Origin of the sequence: Pseudoalteromonas sp. CF6-2, from assembly GCF_021729425.1 — a bacterium.
Lineage (GTDB): Bacteria > Pseudomonadota > Gammaproteobacteria > Enterobacterales > Alteromonadaceae > Pseudoalteromonas > Pseudoalteromonas arabiensis.
The window spans coordinates 2,990,947-3,005,469 of the sequence record NZ_CP091442.1 but is presented as its reverse complement, the minus strand read 5'-3'; the positions used below and the strand labels follow the sequence as shown (position 1 = coordinate 3,005,469).

Sequence of the window (14,523 nt, the reverse complement as noted above, 5' to 3'; positions counted from 1 at the left end):
TTGATCAATTACAACTGCCAATTAACGGGCTTTTTAGTTACACTTTAAGGTATTGAAAAGTGAGGAAGATACGATGCGTTTGAGCCGAAAAGCATGGAATAATGTGGTGATTATTTCGATGCTGTTGATGATTTTTTTCTTTAACGGTTTGCACAAAAAGCTCAATACTCCCCCTGCGAATGAGGGCGTTCAAGCTCTACTGCCTGAGCAAAGCTTTATTTTAGCAATGGCTTTTCCTGAACTGAAAATTGAGCGCATAGGAACTTCGTGGCGGAGCCAAAAGTTACAAAGCATTACCTGGCAAGCCGATGAACAAACACTAGAGCAATTAGTTGAGCGTTGGCAGCGTCAGCAATTAACCATCGCAGCGCTGCCAGTGAGTAAAATTTCAAAGGCGTCAGCGGATTATGTTGCCTCTGTATGGCTTGCTGGTGAGCAATTGCCAGCGGTGTATCAGCTATATAGCATTGAGCAGCAATACTATTTATTGGATAAGCGGTTACAGCGGGTGTTTGTGCTTGAGCAAGCCGATGTCGTTCAGTTATTTCCGCTATACCCGTTTTAAGAGAGTCATAGATGCCTGAATTACCAGAAGTTGAAGTTAGCCGTTTGGGAATAACGCCGCATGTGCTTGACCAAACAGTAACCAAAGTAAATATTCATAACGCCAGCATGCGTTGGCCTGTGCCTGATGATGTTTATCAATTACAAGGGCTTAAAGTTACGTCCGTTGAACGTAGAGCAAAATACTTATTACTTGGCTGTGAACTGGGTAGTGTTATTTTGCATTTAGGTATGTCGGGTAATTTACGTGTTGTGGATGCTACAGAGCCCTTAAAAAAACATGACCATATTGAGTTTATTTTAGCATCTGGTAAAGCGTTACGGCTTAATGATGCTCGTCGCTTTGGGGCTTGCTTATGGCAAGCGCCAAATGAATGCCATACCTTGCTGTCAAAGCTAGGGCCTGAGCCGTTAACAGAAGAGTTTGTTGCAAAGCGCGTTTTTGAGCAGTCACGCAACAAAAAAGTACCTATTAAACAATTTATTATGGATAACGCTGTGGTGGTTGGTGTAGGTAATATCTATGCTAATGAGTCGCTATTTAAAGCCGGAATTCATCCAAAACGTGAAGCCGGCAAGGTATCATTAAAGCGTTATCAGCAATTAGTGCCCATTATTAAAGAAACCCTTGCAGCGGCGATTACACAAGGTGGCACAACATTAAAAGACTTTGCCCAAAGTGATGGTAAACCTGGTTATTTTGCGCAGCAATTGCTGGTTTATGGCCGCAAAGGCGAGCCGTGCGTTAACTGTAAAGAGCCACTAAAGGAAATTAGATTAGGGCAAAGAAGCACAGTTTACTGTGCTAATTGCCAAAAGTGACTCTGAAAGTAACCATGAAAAAGCACGCCTCGGTGTGCTTTTAAATTATAGTTCAAATGGTGCGACACCGACCGCTTTCATTTTATAGCCAACTTGGGCAATTTCACCCGACCACGTTTCTGTGCTAATCACCCCTGTAACAACGATTGCATCATAAAGGCTCTCAATAGGCACACCACCTTCAATTGTGACATGCACAATTTGGTTTGGTGGCGGTGGTGGTACGTGGATACAGGCACCAAAATATGGTACCAGTAAAAACTCAGTAATCACTTCGCTGTCGCCCTCTAGTGGCACTACAAAGCCAGGCAAACTTACTGATTGGCCGTTCAGTTCTTTAACAACCGGCGCATCTAAATCAGGTTGCACCCAATTTTGTTCTGAACCCTCATGGTTAGCTTGTGCTTGAGTGTCAATTTGTACATGCCCTTGAGGGATTAAGTCTTCCCAAAAAATTTCTTTAGGTTTGCCTGCATTCGCAAAAGTGCAAGATAAAAGCATGGCAACAGCAATAAATTTTTGAAAAAATTGCATAAAATTCCTTAAATTTTGATACTCATGCCATCGGCAAGTGAGTAAAAATATGCGCGGGTTGCAGGTATCAACCCGACGATAAAACCTGCAAACATTATCGCAGCTAATAGCATGAGTTCATAGGCCGATAATAGCGCTATATTAAGGCTTATTCCGGCATGGCTTTGCAAGTAACCTGCGCCGAATAGCATTAAACCGTAGAACAAGGCGACACCAACAAGGCAGCCTAGCCCAGTGATGAGTAATGATTCTGCGCTTATCAATGTAAAAATATGCCAAGGCCTAGCGCCTACCGAGCGCAAAATAGCCAATTCTCTGCGACGCTGATTTAAGCTCGACAGCAGGCTGGTCAACATGCCAAGTAAACTAATAATGACCACCACAATTGAAAAAAGTAATAATATTTTTTCGACAATTGAGAGCATTTCCCACAATTCGCGTAAGGTCACACCAGGCATGATGGCAAGTAATGCCTCCTCTTTGTATTGGTTGATATTGCGGCGTACTTGTAGGGTGTACAATGGCGAATCAAAACCGAGTAGAAAAGCGGTTATTTGTTTTGGTGTGCCGATGAGATCGACAGCATCATGCTGGTCGTGGTCGTGGTCGTGGTCGTGGTCGTGGTCGTGGTCGTGGGCTTTTTCATGTTGATGACTATGACCACCATGAATTTCATCAATCGCTGCAAGTGGAATATGCAAGGTTTTATCAACGGGTGTACCTGTTGCTTGTAAAATACCAACAACGGTAAATGGGTTATCATCATGGTTATGAAAGCTAGTATTACCCATGCCGTGAGCAATCACGACCTTATCACCCAGTTGATAGCCAAGGGATTTGGCTACATCAGCACCAAGAACAACGTCAAATAAGTGATTAAACTCATGGCCGTTTGCAAAGCTTAATGGCTGCTTCTTACCAAAGCGATAGTGAGTAAAGTAGTCCTTGTTTGTGCCAAGCACCGCAAGGCCTTTATGGCTATCACCTAACGACAGTGGAATGCTCCAGCTTACTCCTCGTTGCTTTGCAATATACTGATAACTTTGCCAACTGACGCCGTTATTAGCATGTCCAATACGAAATACAGAAGAGAGCAGCAATTGAATGTCGCCCGTGCGAGCGCCAACGATCAAATCTGTGCCAGAAATGGTATTACTAAAGCTACTTTTGGCATCGATACGAACACGCTCAATCGACATGAGCAACATCACACTAATAGCAATAGTGAATAACGTAAGCAAAGCACTGGCTTTGCGATTGAATAAGCTTTTTGCGGCAAGTTTAAGTAGTAGCATGTCTGCCTCCTTGTAGTTCAACAAGGTCAATGCTGCGTTTGAAAAGGCTGCGCAGGGTCTCATCATGACTGACAAACACGAGTGTGCTATTAGTGGCTGTGGCTTGGGCAAACAGTAACTTCACAAATGCTTGACGGTTTTGTGTGTCCAGTGCCGAGGTTGGTTCATCGGCGATAATGATTTCTGGGCTACCTATAAATGCTCTGGCTGCTGCAACACGTTGTTGTTGGCCAATACTTAATTCACCGACAGCTTGATGCTGTAAGCTGCCTGTTAACCCTAACGCTGTAAGCAGTCGGCTCGCTTCTGCACTAATAGTGGCATTGTTTTGAAGCGCATGGTGTTTGCGAGATGGTGAAAATTGGCAGCCTAATGTCACGTTTTCAATGGGTGATAAGTAAGACAGTAAATTAAAGTTTTGGAAAATATAACCAATATGGTCGGCACGAAAACGGTCGCGTTGGCTATTACTAAGTTGGTTTATTGCTTTGCCAAGTAACTCTATTGTGCCTTTGTTAGGAGTAGCAACACCGGCAAGCAAAGACAGCAACGTTGATTTACCGCAGCCACTCGGGCCATGAAGAAAAACATGTTCGCCTTGATCAATCTGCAATTGTGCAATATTGATCGTTGGCGCCGTTTGTTGTGAGTGCCACTTAAATAGCACATTTGAAAGCGTGATCATAACGACCTATAAGTTGTTACCATCGCCAGTAATTTAATTTTTTACGCATTTTTAGGTTACGAATAAAATTACGTGGTTTTGGCTTAAGTGCTGGATTAGTCAATAGTAATTCATTGCTGGCAGCAAGTACACGTTGACTCGATAAGCCGTCCTGATATGGGTGTAACTGTTGGCAGAAGTGCTCAATTTTAGCCATTAGCTCATCGGGTTCTGTGAGAGCATAATCGATGGCCTGTTCGATTTTGTCTGCATCTGTAATGTCAACGAGATGTTCCCCTGGGTTTTGGTTGCAGAAGGTCACCACAGGCTTACGTTGTAAAATAAACATCAGTAATATCGATGAGGTATCACAGAGCATCACATCCGCTGCTTTTAGAAGCGGTAAAACATTGTCGGTTTCTACAAAGGTTAAGTTTTCATTTTGTAGCGCTTTATATTGCGCAACGAGTTCACTTGGCATTTTAGGATGAAACTGCATTAAAATGCGCCATTTTCCTTGCTCGCTAAAGGCTTTAATTTGTTCATAAAGCTTTGGAGCAAGTGAGATACGCCTAGAAAAAGTCGAGCAAATGAGCAATGTTTTACGCGGATCTTGCTTATCTTCATAGGGGTTATTTTCAATCTCAGAAAAGTAGGGATCAAGTGTTGGCCAACCTGTTTCTTTTACTTGAAAGTAGCCATGCTTCTGAGCAAGCTCTATAAAGGTGGTCGTAGTTGATGGCCCTTGCGTGCAATATAAATCAAAACAGTCACGAATTTTAAAATGATTATCTAGGCCATTATTAACGCGTTTTCCTGAGTTAAAGCCATGAAAAACTTTGACTTTTTTACCAGGGATAAAGTTTGGAACAATATTTCCTGGTAGATAGACAATATCGGGCTGCCATTTTTTTACATCGTTTAATGACATCAAACGTTGTTCTTCTTGGTGAAGAAAATCAGGGTTAACCTCGTCTCCTTCTAGAAACCACTTAACCTCACCGCCATGAGCTAAAATTTCTTGCTGTAGAGGGCGCAAGATGGCGTATGAATAATTCTGTGAAATATACATTAAGTATTTTTTTTCTGCGGTAGCTGCTAAGTAATCCAAGAAAACCTCCTATTGTGAGGGCGCTATTATAGCGAAGTTTTGTTTATGACAGCAAAATTACAGAACATTTAAAGTTTATTGATTTTGTTATGAGAATTGAAAAGCGGATCGTAGCGCAATGATTGAGCTTTCATAGCGTCTAGATTATTATAGGCGGCCATAACCCCAATCCCATACACGTGCTCATTTGAGCATGCCAAATACTTTCGGAGATAGCATGACTAGCTATAAAGTTTTAGACGTAAACGATGATTTACCGATCCGTACCAAAGGTGCGGTACACAGTGGTAAAGTGCGTTCAGTTTATTGGTTAACTGATGAAGACAGCGCTCGTTTAATTAATGAAAAAGGTTACCAAGTTCCAGAGGGAACTGAGCTAGCTATTATGGTTATTTCAGACCGTATTTCTGCGTTTGATTGTATTTGGCAAGGTGAAAATGGCTTAAATGGTGTGCCAGGTAAAGGCATTGCCTTAAACTCAGTGGCATCACATTGGTTTAAGTTATTTGATAAAGCAGGTCTTGCAGGTAATCATATTGTTGATATTCCACATCCTTATGTGTGGATTGTGCGTAAAGCAAGTACAGTAAAAGTTGAAGCAATTGCTCGCCAATATATTACAGGTAGCATGTGGCGTGATTACGCGAAAGGCACACGCAATTTCTGTGGTATTGATTTGCCTGAAGGGCTAACAGCTAATCAAAAGTTAGATGATGTACTTATTACACCATCAACAAAAGGGATTATTACAGGTGTTGCCGAAATTCCTGAGGTGGACGATGTTAATATCACTCGCGAAAACATTACGAATAATCTATCAGTATTTAACTTTAAATCTGAAGATGATGTCGCTAAATATGAGCAATTGCTAGTTGAGGGCTTTAAGCTTATTAGTGATGAGTTAGCACAGCTTGACCAAATCTTCGTAGATACTAAGTTTGAGTTTGGTTACGTAGAAGATATCGATGGCTCAGACAAGCTTATTTATATTGATGAAGTGGGTACGCCTGACTCATCACGTATTTGGGATGGCCCTGCTTATCGTGATGGTAAAATAGTTGAAAATTCAAAAGAAGGTTTCCGCCAATTATTAATTAATAATGTGCCAGACAGTGATGTATTGTTAAATAAAGATCGCATGGGTGAGCGGGAGCAATTAGCAAAAGACTACACATTGCCTGAATCTGTGATGCTTGAAGTGTCTGATACTTATGTTGGTATCGCAAGTAAAATAGTGGGCGAAAAAATAACGATACCAAGCGACCCGCGTGGTGAAGTGATTGCTATTTTAGACAGTGAATACGGTTTGATTAAACACAGTTAAATACCTTTTTAGGCCTAACATTCCTCCAAGGCCTTTATTATTTTTAAGCCAGGTTTGTATTTTAGGTACATCTGCTTGGCTTTTTTCTTGCTTTTCCTGCTTTCAGTCATTAACTTAACACAAGATTAATCTATACTAATTAGCAGAATAAGCTAAGCAAGGAACCAACCTATGTTTTTATTTGCGCATTGGCTTCGCGCGACGTGTGGTCTTGCACTCTTTACCAGTTCAACTTTGTTTGCAGCGGATATTTCATTTGTTGTTCGTGACCAGCTAGGAAATCCGTTATCTGACGCTGTTATTGAGCAGGTTGCAATAAAAAATAATGAATCTACGCCTCTTCCAGTCGCGGTAATGGATCAAGTTAATAAACAATTTTCTCCTACGGTACTGATTGTTCAACAAGGGCAGTTAGTGGACTTTCCTAATAGTGATGATATTCGCCATCATGTTTACTCTTTTTCGCCTGCTAAAGTCTTTGATATAAAACTGTATGCGGGGCAACCCGAAAAGCCTGAAAAATTTGATACCTCAGGTGTTGTGGTACTTGGTTGTAATATCCATGATTCAATGGTGGGCTATATCTATGTCGCTAAAAATCATCGGGCTACAAAAACAAATCATCAGGGAATGGCAACACTTAACGACGTTATATATCCACTAAGTTTAACTATTTGGCACCCAAACCAAGTAAGTGATATTACTTTTAAGCAGTCACTGATTGTAAATCAACCTCCTAAAAAGTTTTATGAAGTTATTGTTGAGACTGTAGAACCTGCACCACGAAATACATTTGGCGAGATGTTTAAGGTAAATAATGGTTAATAGTTTAAGAGGGCGAATTATTGCGCTATGCGTGGGTTTAGTTCTACTTACCACACTGGTGAGTTTATTGAGTTCTTGGTGGTCAACAAATCGTTTTAATAATCAAAAGTTAGTTGAAGATATCAATGTTGCTGAGAATGTGTTCAAGCAGTATCTTAGCGCCAAAGAAAGCTTATTGTTAACGGCTGCGAAAGTGCTGACTGCTGATTTTGGTTTTAAACAAGCTATTGCCACGCAAGATGCCGACACAATCAGTAGCGTTTTAAATAATCACAGTCGACGTATTAACGCAGATTTAATGATGTTAATTGATTTGTCGGGTCAACTTGTATCGGCAAATACTGACTTAGATCATACCTCTGATGAGTTTACCCCTTTGATGCGTGAACTGCTGAAGCATGCTGAGCAATCAAATTTTATTATAATTGATAAAACTTTATATCAGGTGATCCTACTGCCAGTGCGAGCGCCTCGTACAGTGGCATACAGCCTCGTTGGTTTCAAAATTACAGATTTAGTCGCTAAAGAGTTGAAAAACCTGACCACTATGGATGTGAGCTTTATTGGTCAAGAGGATGATGTTGTCGAAACATCGCTCACTGATGAGCTTTATGAAAGCTCAGTACTTGATCACTTCAATAATAAAATGACACATCGTATTTTTGGTGAGAAGCCAGTTTATCGTAATCGTATAATTCAGCTACCTTCATTGTCAGGACATCAGGTTACGGTATTACTTAGTGCAGATTTAACGCTAAGTTACCGAGAATTTGAGCAGCTCTTTTTTACTATCATTATTTTAGCGGTTATTACGGTGTTTATTGGGGTTTTGACCAGTGGCTTTTTAGCTAAAAATTTAACGACGCCTTTATTACAGCTGACATTACTGGCGCAACAATTTGCCCGTGGTAATTATCAGGCAGACTTTGTTGGTAAAAAGCAAAGTAGTGAGATTACAACACTTATCGACGCTTTCAATAACATGGGTAATGATATTAAAGAGCGTGAGCAGCAAATCAGCTTTCAAGCGAGCCATGACTCTTTAACTGGCTTTTTAACCCGCAGTGCCATGCTCGAAAAAATGGAGTCTTTGTTAGGACTTGGCATTGATTACACCTTAGTGGCAATTGATATCAGAGGCCTTCGACATATTAACGATAAACTGGGCCCACGGATTGGTGATGAATGCTTAAAAGCGGTGGCAGAGCGAATTTGTGAGTACTCAGAGCAAATTGGCGGAGTGAATGCTCGAATTGGTGGCGATGAGTTTTTAACTTTATTTCCAAGCCAAAAAGCAGGGCAGCTAAAAAGTAGTGTGATGGAGTTAATGGCTCAATTACAAGTGGCTTATTTGATCCGAGGATTAAATATAAGCTTACGGTTTAGCGCTGGTGTCGTCCATTGTATGTCACAAGGCGTGAACCCTGATGATTTAATGCGCCGTGTATTAATTGCTGTTGATACAGCCTCATCTGAACAAAAAAATGTGCACTACTATCAAGAAGGTGAGGATGAAGAGCATCTTGAACGATTGGCTATTATAGATGAACTAAAGCAAGCGTTATTTGATGATGACGGGCAGCTTTTTATGACCTATCAACCCAAGCTAAATATTAAAACGCAATGTATTGATAAAGTTGAGTCACTGATTCGTTGGCAGCGTAAAGATGGTCAATGGATTTCCCCAGAGTTATTTATCGATTTAGCAGAGCAATCCGGTGTGATTGTTGAGTTAACGTCTTGGGTGGTAAAAACGGTAGTATCACAAGTTGCACAGTGGCAGCAAATGGGAATTTCGATGCAGGCTGCCATCAATGTATCGGCGCAGGATATTGCTTACCCAAGCTTTTACTCTCATTTGTCTAAACAACTTAAAGCACACCAGTTAAGTGGCCATTTAATCACAATCGAGCTTACAGAACGTGACATGATAGAAAATGAAGAGCAAGGGATAAAAGCGCTTGAAAATCTAAAGAGCTTAGGTGTTAAGATTTCTTTGGATGATTATGGTGTGGGACAAACATCACTTGGACGCCTGAAGTCGCTGCCTATTGACGAGTTAAAGCTAGATAAGTGTTTTATTTTAAAGCTAGATCAATCTAAGCAAGACCAATACATAGTTCAATCGACCGTAAGCCTGGGCCATCAACTTGGCTTTTCGGTTGTGGCAGAAGGAGTTGAGAATGAAGCATCTCTTGATTTACTTACACAAATACAGTGTGACTATGCACAAGGGTATTATTTAAGTCGACCTCTCAAGTCCGAACAATTTATTCAATGGTTAGCACAATACAATGAAACATTGTAAATGGCTTATAGGTTTATACTGTTTAGTTAATGTAGCTTCAAGCCTTGCAGCAACGGGCAAGTTGCTGGCAACACCTGGGGTTTCGCAAGTTGAAGGAAGTGCTGGGGGCGGGTTAGTACCGTGGGCGCAATTAGCGGGTTATGCAAGCGCTGATGAAGTGGCAATCAACGGTTTTTGTAGTCGTGCAGATGTAACTGACTACCGCTTAGATGTGTGTGGCGTGCAGTTTAACTTATTCGACCGTGTAGAACTTAGCTATGCGCAGCAGCAGTTTGATGTGCCTGCACTGGACACTCAAATTGAACAATCAATTAGTGCGGCTAAAATAAGGCTTTATGGTGATATTGTTTACAGTGAATGGCCACAAGTAAGCTTAGGCATGCAGCATAAGGAACTACAAAACGGTGCGCTTGCTTCACTTTTAGGCGCTAAGGATACAAAAGGCACGGATGTGTATATTGCAGCAAGTAAACTCCATTTAGGGGCACTTGCTGGATATAATTGGTTTTGGAACACTACTGTGCGTTACAGCGAGGCTAACCAGTTAGGCTTACTAGGATATGGCGGGGAAAACAGTGCTGAAAAATTGTTATTTGAAGCATCCAGTGCTGTGTTTTTAACGCATCAGGTGGCAGTGGGTATCGAGTACCGTGAAAAAAGCAATAACCTTGGTCTTTCGGAGCAAGATTGGAAAGATATATTTATTGCTTGGTTTCCTAATAAACATATTAGTGTCACTGCTGCATGGCTTGATTTAGGGCGTATTGCGGGGGCAGATGATCAAACAGGTTGGTATTTGTCAGTGACAGGATATTGGTAATGAAATATGGTCTTTATGTTTTTGCACTTGTGGTATTGCTGAGTGGGTGTAGAGCAACAAACCAGCTTAGCCTCTATCAACAACTAGATGGACAGCAAGGTATAGAAAAGCTGGTTGATAGTTTTATTAACCAAATCGGGCACGATAGCAGGATTCTTGAGTATTTTAAGCAAGCAAATGTAGCGCACTTTCGCCAAGGTTTCATTTTGCACCTATGCTCAGTCACTGATGGGCCTTGCAGCTATACAGGCGATTCGATGATTGATATTCATACCGGTATGAATATATCTGAAAAAGACTTTAACCGCGTGGTTGAGCTTTTAATAAACGCAATGGACGAGCAGCAAATACCTCAACGGCTGCAAAACACGCTTTTAGAGCGCTTAGCGCCCATGCGTTCAGAAGTGATCAATATTTAAATTAGCTGGTTAACCGCCTCACAAATTTGGCTAGGCTTGATGTCTCTTATTAGTTCACTGTCTATTAATTGCTGGCCGTTGGCAATCAAGGCAATGTAATTCTTTTGCTTCGGAGCGACGGTACTCCAAGGCGATGTGCCTAACCCGACTAATGCTACAAACGGGATATTTGCGGCGGCTGCGATATGCATAGGGCCAGAATCAATGGTGATAAATAAATCTAAAGACGCAACTAAGTCGAGCATTTCTAACATAGAAGTTTGACCGGCTAGGTTTGTGATTGACACGTTACTCTTATTAAGTTTGGCGATTAACTGCTCAGCTTCATCCTTCTCAGAAGGGTCGCCAACAATGTAAAAGTCGAAGTCAGGGTGCTCTTCACTGAGTTTTTCTAAGGTTTGAATGGCGAGATCTTCAGGGTAATGACGGCATCGTTTATTTTTACCACCAAAGTAAATCCCCAGCTTTTTCTTTTTATCACCTTTTAAAAAACTACTTTTTTTAGCTTGTACTTCGGTATTGGGGATTTCAGAGAAAGGAGACCCATGTGTCTCGTTTATTAAACGGCAATAGCGGTAAATATAATGGTGATTTTTATTAAGCTTTAATGCGTGAGTTAGTAGTGGCGAACGTCCATTTTGTGCATAGCCAATACGATATTTAATCTTAGCTACAAAACAAAGGAGCGCTTCTGAAAGAGAGTTTCTGAGTATGATTGCTAAGTCAATATCGGCTTTTTTTAATATACTCGCTTGGCTTAAAAGTGAGCAAGGCTGATGCGTATTAAAGCGATTATCAGCAATAACCTCAATCGAGTGATCTCGAGATAGCATTTCAACAAGATGTGGGCGCGCTAACACATAGATTTTTTTGTTCGGGTAAAGTGTTTTAAGCATTTTTATTGCTGGGGTGCAATTAATTGTATCGCCAATGAACTTGGGAAGTACAACCAGTATATTTCCTTGGATTTTTTTACTATCAATTGTTTGGTTTTTGGGCATTTGAATGAGGCCGAGACGTTTTTATTTGCTATATTCTTGAGAGATTAATCTTTAACTACTTCTTGCTAATGCTTATCTTTTTAACGTCAGATTAGTGAGTTAGCAAGGGCTTTTTTATTCTCAATAAGTTTACTTTTATCTTATTTTTCCAAAGATGATAGAGAGTATGAATGACAATACCCAGCTCATTTTTTGAAAGAATAAGGCTCAATTTTGCTGGGGTTAGACCGTTATTTTCTAATCGAGTTCTTGCCCAGTTATGTATTTATTTGTAGTTTATCATCATAATAAGAAAGTGCGTATGAATATGACATTAAATACAACGTATTATCTAGACTTATTTGAGCTTAAAGTTGAGTTAGTTATTCCAGTTGGAAGGTCAAAATGAAAAATATAATTACGCCAGAGTGGCTCAATAAAAATTATAATAACGCAAATATCATTATTTTTGATGCGGGAATGGTGCGCCCTGGTATGCTTGGCGAGTATGTGCCTCAAGCAATGCTGCCTAATGCACAGCGTTTTGATTTTAAAAAGACGCTAGCAGATAGCACTAACCCTGTACCAAGTATGATGTGCAGTAGCGAGCAGTTTACAGAGCATATGCAGCTTGCCGGTGTAAACCAAGACTCACTGGTAGTCATTTATGAAGACCAAGGCTTATTCAGCTCTGCACGTGCGTGGTGGATGTTCAAAGCAATGGGCTTTGACAACGTTAAAGTTTTAAGCGGCGGTTTGGCTAAGTGGCAGGCACTTGGTTTTGCAACACAAGCAAGCTATTCAGCTGCGACTGGTCAAGGTAACTTTGTTGCTAGCCCCCGTGCTGATTACTTTATCAGTGCAGAGCAAGTGCTTAACTCACTGGATGAACAAAGCACACTAACATTGGATGCTCGCCCTTATGAGCGATTTACCGGCGAACACGCAGAGCCGCGCGAAGGCATGCGCAGTGGTCATATTCCAAATAGTCGCAGTTTGTCACTTGCAAGTGTACTGGATAACGGTGAGCTAAAACCGCTGGGTGAATTACAGGCATTATTTGAGCAACATATTGCAGTGCATCACACCCAGTTACAATTTAGCTGTGGCTCAGGTGTAACAGCTTGTGCAATTGCATTGTGCGCCGATGAATGCGGTTACACCAATTTACGTGTCTACGATGGCTCATGGAGTGAGTGGGGCGCTCGTCACGACTTACCTATTGAAACAGGTCCGCATCAATAAATTTAGCGTAATTTTGCCAGCTGCCGATACTGCTTTTATTCAAAGGCTGGCGAATTTGCTTTTTACTCGCCGTGGCTGAGGCTGCATTGTTTTTATAAAAGGATAAGCAGCTTTCTTGCCAGCTTAAATCGCAAAAAGCATAGAGCTTTTGAGTCTGTTGGGTAGGCTCTGCCACGAGTTGTTCATAGCTTTGTAAAAAAACGTTTTCAGGATACTTGTTGGCAAAATGACTGACTAATGCAGAGTAATCTTGATGGTATGAGGCAATATCTTCAATTGCAAAGCTGTAGTGATGAAACACACTTTGCGGGTTATACAGCTGCCTAAAGTTGGCAATGCTGCAATCTCGCCAGTCCCGCTGCATACAAACTATTTTAGCATTAGGAAAAGCCGCTAATATAAAATCAATATAGTAAAAGTTAAATGGCTGTTTATCACAACTTCTAAGGCCATCACTTAGTTGCTCGGCTCTTTGTTGATAGTTGGTAAGTGCTGCCTTTATTGCCTTAGATGTATATGCTTTATCGAGCATTTCGCTATCAATCACATGAACTGATTGTGTGGCGTGTTGTATGAGTTGCGCAATATCGTTTAGCTCACCGATGCCTTTTAGCTGCTCACTTTGATTAAGGATTTTCTCAATTAAGGTTGTGCCAGAGCGGGGCATACCAACCACAAAAACGGGCGAGAACGCAGAGTCACTACTTTCAATTGCTTGCTGTTTGCTCTTGGTAATAAGTTTTTGACAAAAGTGGCGATGCTGTGTGGTTTGATAATTAACTTTACTGGCTATGGCTTGCTTACTTAGTGCAAAGTATTTAAATGCATTTTTGTAGTCATCAAGGTGCTCATAATTAAGCGCAAGACTATGAAAATACACTTGTTGTTCTATAATGGTTTTTTCTTTATTCGCCAAGGCTTGTAGTTTTTGGATATGTAGCTTGGCATCTACATCAGTATTGAGTTCAGCCTGTGAATAGTGGGCTTGATAAAAGTAAGGTTGCTTTGTAGTTAGTTGCTGTAGCACGTTTTTTGCTTCATCGAACAGTCCGTGAATTTTATTACACACCGCCAAATTATAGCTAATTTGTAGGTTATCTTTGTTGCGTTGGTAGGCTGCTTTTTGCAAGCTAAGGGCGTCGTCATAATACCCTAATCGGGTCGCAATATTGGCTAAGGTATCAAAGTCAGCGGCACTCAAGTCAGTTGTTTGCAAAGCGTCTTGATAATGCACAGCTGCATTACTTACTTTGCCTAACAGTACGTATACCTTGGCAAGGGCTAAATGGTATATCGCAAAAGAGGCTAAGCTGAGCGCTTTTTCAAGCAGTTTAATCGCTTTGTTGATATCGCCCGCAGCAGCGTTGACTTCGCTAAGTAAAAAGTAACAAACGTGGTCTTCAGGGTTTTGCTTTAGGCGCTGCACAAGTAGAAAATGTGCATCGTTTAGTTGCTTGTTGGCTAACAACTGTTGGATATGAGCGCGAAGCGCTTGTTGGGTATCATTTAGCATAAGCGCATAGTATACCAATTCACAATAATACTTAATTATTTTAAGGCTTATACCAATCCCAATAAAAGCCCTGCCTAAAGATGGCAAGGCTTTTATGGG

General features: G+C 41.0%; 14 protein-coding genes. 8 read left to right on the top strand and 6 right to left on the bottom strand.

Going from position 1 to position 14,523, the window contains the following annotated elements; all coding sequences use genetic code 11:
• The first annotated feature begins 73 nt into the window (after positions 1–73).
• Both L3Q70_RS13875 and mutM read left to right on the top strand, forming a co-directional pair.
• Positions 74–565: a hypothetical protein gene (locus L3Q70_RS13875; protein WP_062568645.1), complete on the top strand. Its 492-nt coding sequence runs from the start codon at positions 74–76 to the stop codon at positions 563–565.
• Between the two features lie 11 nt (positions 566–576).
• The gene (gene mutM, locus L3Q70_RS13870; RefSeq protein ID WP_062568646.1) at positions 577–1,386 is read left to right on the top strand and encodes a bifunctional DNA-formamidopyrimidine glycosylase/DNA-(apurinic or apyrimidinic site) lyase; all 810 of its coding nucleotides are present in this window, start codon (positions 577–579) and stop codon (positions 1,384–1,386) included.
• A 45-nt stretch (positions 1,387–1,431) separates the two neighbouring features.
• Here mutM and L3Q70_RS13865 read toward each other — a convergent pair whose 3' ends face one another.
• The 4 genes from L3Q70_RS13865 to L3Q70_RS13850 are packed head-to-tail and all read right to left on the bottom strand — an operon-like array spanning position 1,432 to position 4,990.
• Positions 1,432–1,887 carry a DUF3299 domain-containing protein gene (locus L3Q70_RS13865; RefSeq protein WP_228074505.1) on the bottom strand — a complete coding sequence of 152 codons (456 nt, stop codon included), beginning with the start codon at positions 1,885–1,887 and terminating at the stop codon, positions 1,432–1,434.
• 41 nt (positions 1,888–1,928) lie between these two features.
• Positions 1,929–3,215, bottom strand: coding sequence for an ABC transporter permease (locus L3Q70_RS13860; RefSeq protein WP_237114451.1), 1,287 nt, complete (start codon positions 3,213–3,215; stop codon positions 1,929–1,931).
• The gene (locus L3Q70_RS13855) at positions 3,202–3,900 is read right to left on the bottom strand and encodes an ABC transporter ATP-binding protein (RefSeq protein WP_062568649.1); all 699 of its coding nucleotides are present in this window, start codon (positions 3,898–3,900) and stop codon (positions 3,202–3,204) included. The genes L3Q70_RS13860 and L3Q70_RS13855 overlap by 14 nt, the downstream gene beginning before the upstream one ends.
• A 16-nt stretch (positions 3,901–3,916) precedes the next feature.
• Positions 3,917–4,990, bottom strand: a complete 1,074-nt coding sequence (locus L3Q70_RS13850) for a CDP-glycerol glycerophosphotransferase family protein (protein ID WP_193987804.1) — start codon at positions 4,988–4,990, stop codon at positions 3,917–3,919.
• Positions 4,991–5,207: 217 nt separating this feature from the next.
• Between L3Q70_RS13850 and L3Q70_RS13845 the strand changes: the two genes are divergently transcribed.
• From L3Q70_RS13845 to L3Q70_RS13825, 5 genes are all read left to right on the top strand, one after another.
• Positions 5,208–6,314: a phosphoribosylaminoimidazolesuccinocarboxamide synthase gene (locus L3Q70_RS13845; RefSeq protein WP_237114450.1), complete on the top strand. Its 1,107-nt coding sequence runs from the start codon at positions 5,208–5,210 to the stop codon at positions 6,312–6,314.
• A gap of 171 nt (positions 6,315–6,485) precedes the next feature.
• Positions 6,486–7,139: a methylamine utilization protein gene (locus L3Q70_RS13840; protein WP_062568651.1), complete on the top strand. Its 654-nt coding sequence runs from the start codon at positions 6,486–6,488 to the stop codon at positions 7,137–7,139.
• Positions 7,132–9,447 carry an EAL domain-containing protein gene (locus L3Q70_RS13835; RefSeq protein WP_237114449.1) on the top strand — a complete coding sequence of 772 codons (2,316 nt, stop codon included), beginning with the start codon at positions 7,132–7,134 and terminating at the stop codon, positions 9,445–9,447. The genes L3Q70_RS13840 and L3Q70_RS13835 overlap by 8 nt, the downstream gene beginning before the upstream one ends.
• Positions 9,434–10,267 carry a DUF3034 family protein gene (locus L3Q70_RS13830; RefSeq protein ID WP_193987800.1) on the top strand — a complete coding sequence of 278 codons (834 nt, stop codon included), beginning with the start codon at positions 9,434–9,436 and terminating at the stop codon, positions 10,265–10,267. The genes L3Q70_RS13835 and L3Q70_RS13830 overlap by 14 nt, the downstream gene beginning before the upstream one ends.
• The gene (locus L3Q70_RS13825) at positions 10,267–10,686 is read left to right on the top strand and encodes a group 1 truncated hemoglobin (protein WP_062568654.1); all 420 of its coding nucleotides are present in this window, start codon (positions 10,267–10,269) and stop codon (positions 10,684–10,686) included. Before L3Q70_RS13830 ends, L3Q70_RS13825 begins: the two co-directional genes overlap by 1 nt.
• Here the strand turns inward: L3Q70_RS13825 and L3Q70_RS13820 are convergent.
• Positions 10,683–11,582, bottom strand: a complete 900-nt coding sequence (locus tag L3Q70_RS13820) for a glycosyltransferase family 9 protein (protein ID WP_237114448.1) — start codon at positions 11,580–11,582, stop codon at positions 10,683–10,685. The genes L3Q70_RS13825 and L3Q70_RS13820 overlap by 4 nt on opposite strands.
• 489 nt (positions 11,583–12,071) lie before the next feature.
• On the opposite strand from L3Q70_RS13820, the gene L3Q70_RS13815 reads away from it, so the two are divergent.
• The gene (locus tag L3Q70_RS13815; protein ID WP_237114447.1) at positions 12,072–12,911 is read left to right on the top strand and encodes a sulfurtransferase; all 840 of its coding nucleotides are present in this window, start codon (positions 12,072–12,074) and stop codon (positions 12,909–12,911) included.
• Here L3Q70_RS13815 and L3Q70_RS13810 read toward each other — a convergent pair.
• Entirely contained in the window at positions 12,886–14,424 is a 1,539-nt protein-coding gene (locus tag L3Q70_RS13810) for a sulfotransferase (protein ID WP_237114446.1), read from the bottom strand. The genes L3Q70_RS13815 and L3Q70_RS13810 overlap by 26 nt on opposite strands.
• Between the last annotated feature and the right edge of the window lie 99 nt (positions 14,425–14,523).

Excerpts from the sequence above, each read along its gene's own strand:
- L3Q70_RS13820 (WP_237114448.1), bottom strand. The coding sequence starts at position 11,582 with ATGCTTAAAACACTTTACCCGAACAAAAAAATCTATGTGTTAGCGCGC.
- L3Q70_RS13865 (WP_228074505.1), bottom strand. The coding sequence starts at position 1,887 with ATGCTTTTATCTTGCACTTTTGCGAATGCAGGCAAACCTAAAGAAATT.
- mutM (WP_062568646.1), top strand. The coding sequence starts at position 577 with ATGCCTGAATTACCAGAAGTTGAAGTTAGCCGTTTGGGAATAACGCCG.
- L3Q70_RS13875 (WP_062568645.1), top strand. The coding sequence starts at position 74 with ATGCGTTTGAGCCGAAAAGCATGGAATAATGTGGTGATTATTTCGATG.
- L3Q70_RS13855 (WP_062568649.1), bottom strand. The coding sequence starts at position 3,900 with ATGATCACGCTTTCAAATGTGCTATTTAAGTGGCACTCACAACAAACG.
- L3Q70_RS13830 (WP_193987800.1), top strand. The coding sequence starts at position 9,434 with ATGAAACATTGTAAATGGCTTATAGGTTTATACTGTTTAGTTAATGTA.
- L3Q70_RS13840 (WP_062568651.1), top strand. The coding sequence starts at position 6,486 with ATGTTTTTATTTGCGCATTGGCTTCGCGCGACGTGTGGTCTTGCACTC.
- L3Q70_RS13835 (WP_237114449.1), top strand. The coding sequence starts at position 7,132 with ATGGTTAATAGTTTAAGAGGGCGAATTATTGCGCTATGCGTGGGTTTA.
- L3Q70_RS13815 (WP_237114447.1), top strand. The coding sequence starts at position 12,072 with ATGAAAAATATAATTACGCCAGAGTGGCTCAATAAAAATTATAATAAC.
- L3Q70_RS13845 (WP_237114450.1), top strand. The coding sequence starts at position 5,208 with ATGACTAGCTATAAAGTTTTAGACGTAAACGATGATTTACCGATCCGT.
- L3Q70_RS13810 (WP_237114446.1), bottom strand. The coding sequence starts at position 14,424 with ATGCTAAATGATACCCAACAAGCGCTTCGCGCTCATATCCAACAGTTG.
- L3Q70_RS13860 (WP_237114451.1), bottom strand. The coding sequence starts at position 3,215 with ATGCTACTACTTAAACTTGCCGCAAAAAGCTTATTCAATCGCAAAGCC.
- L3Q70_RS13825 (WP_062568654.1), top strand. The coding sequence starts at position 10,267 with ATGAAATATGGTCTTTATGTTTTTGCACTTGTGGTATTGCTGAGTGGG.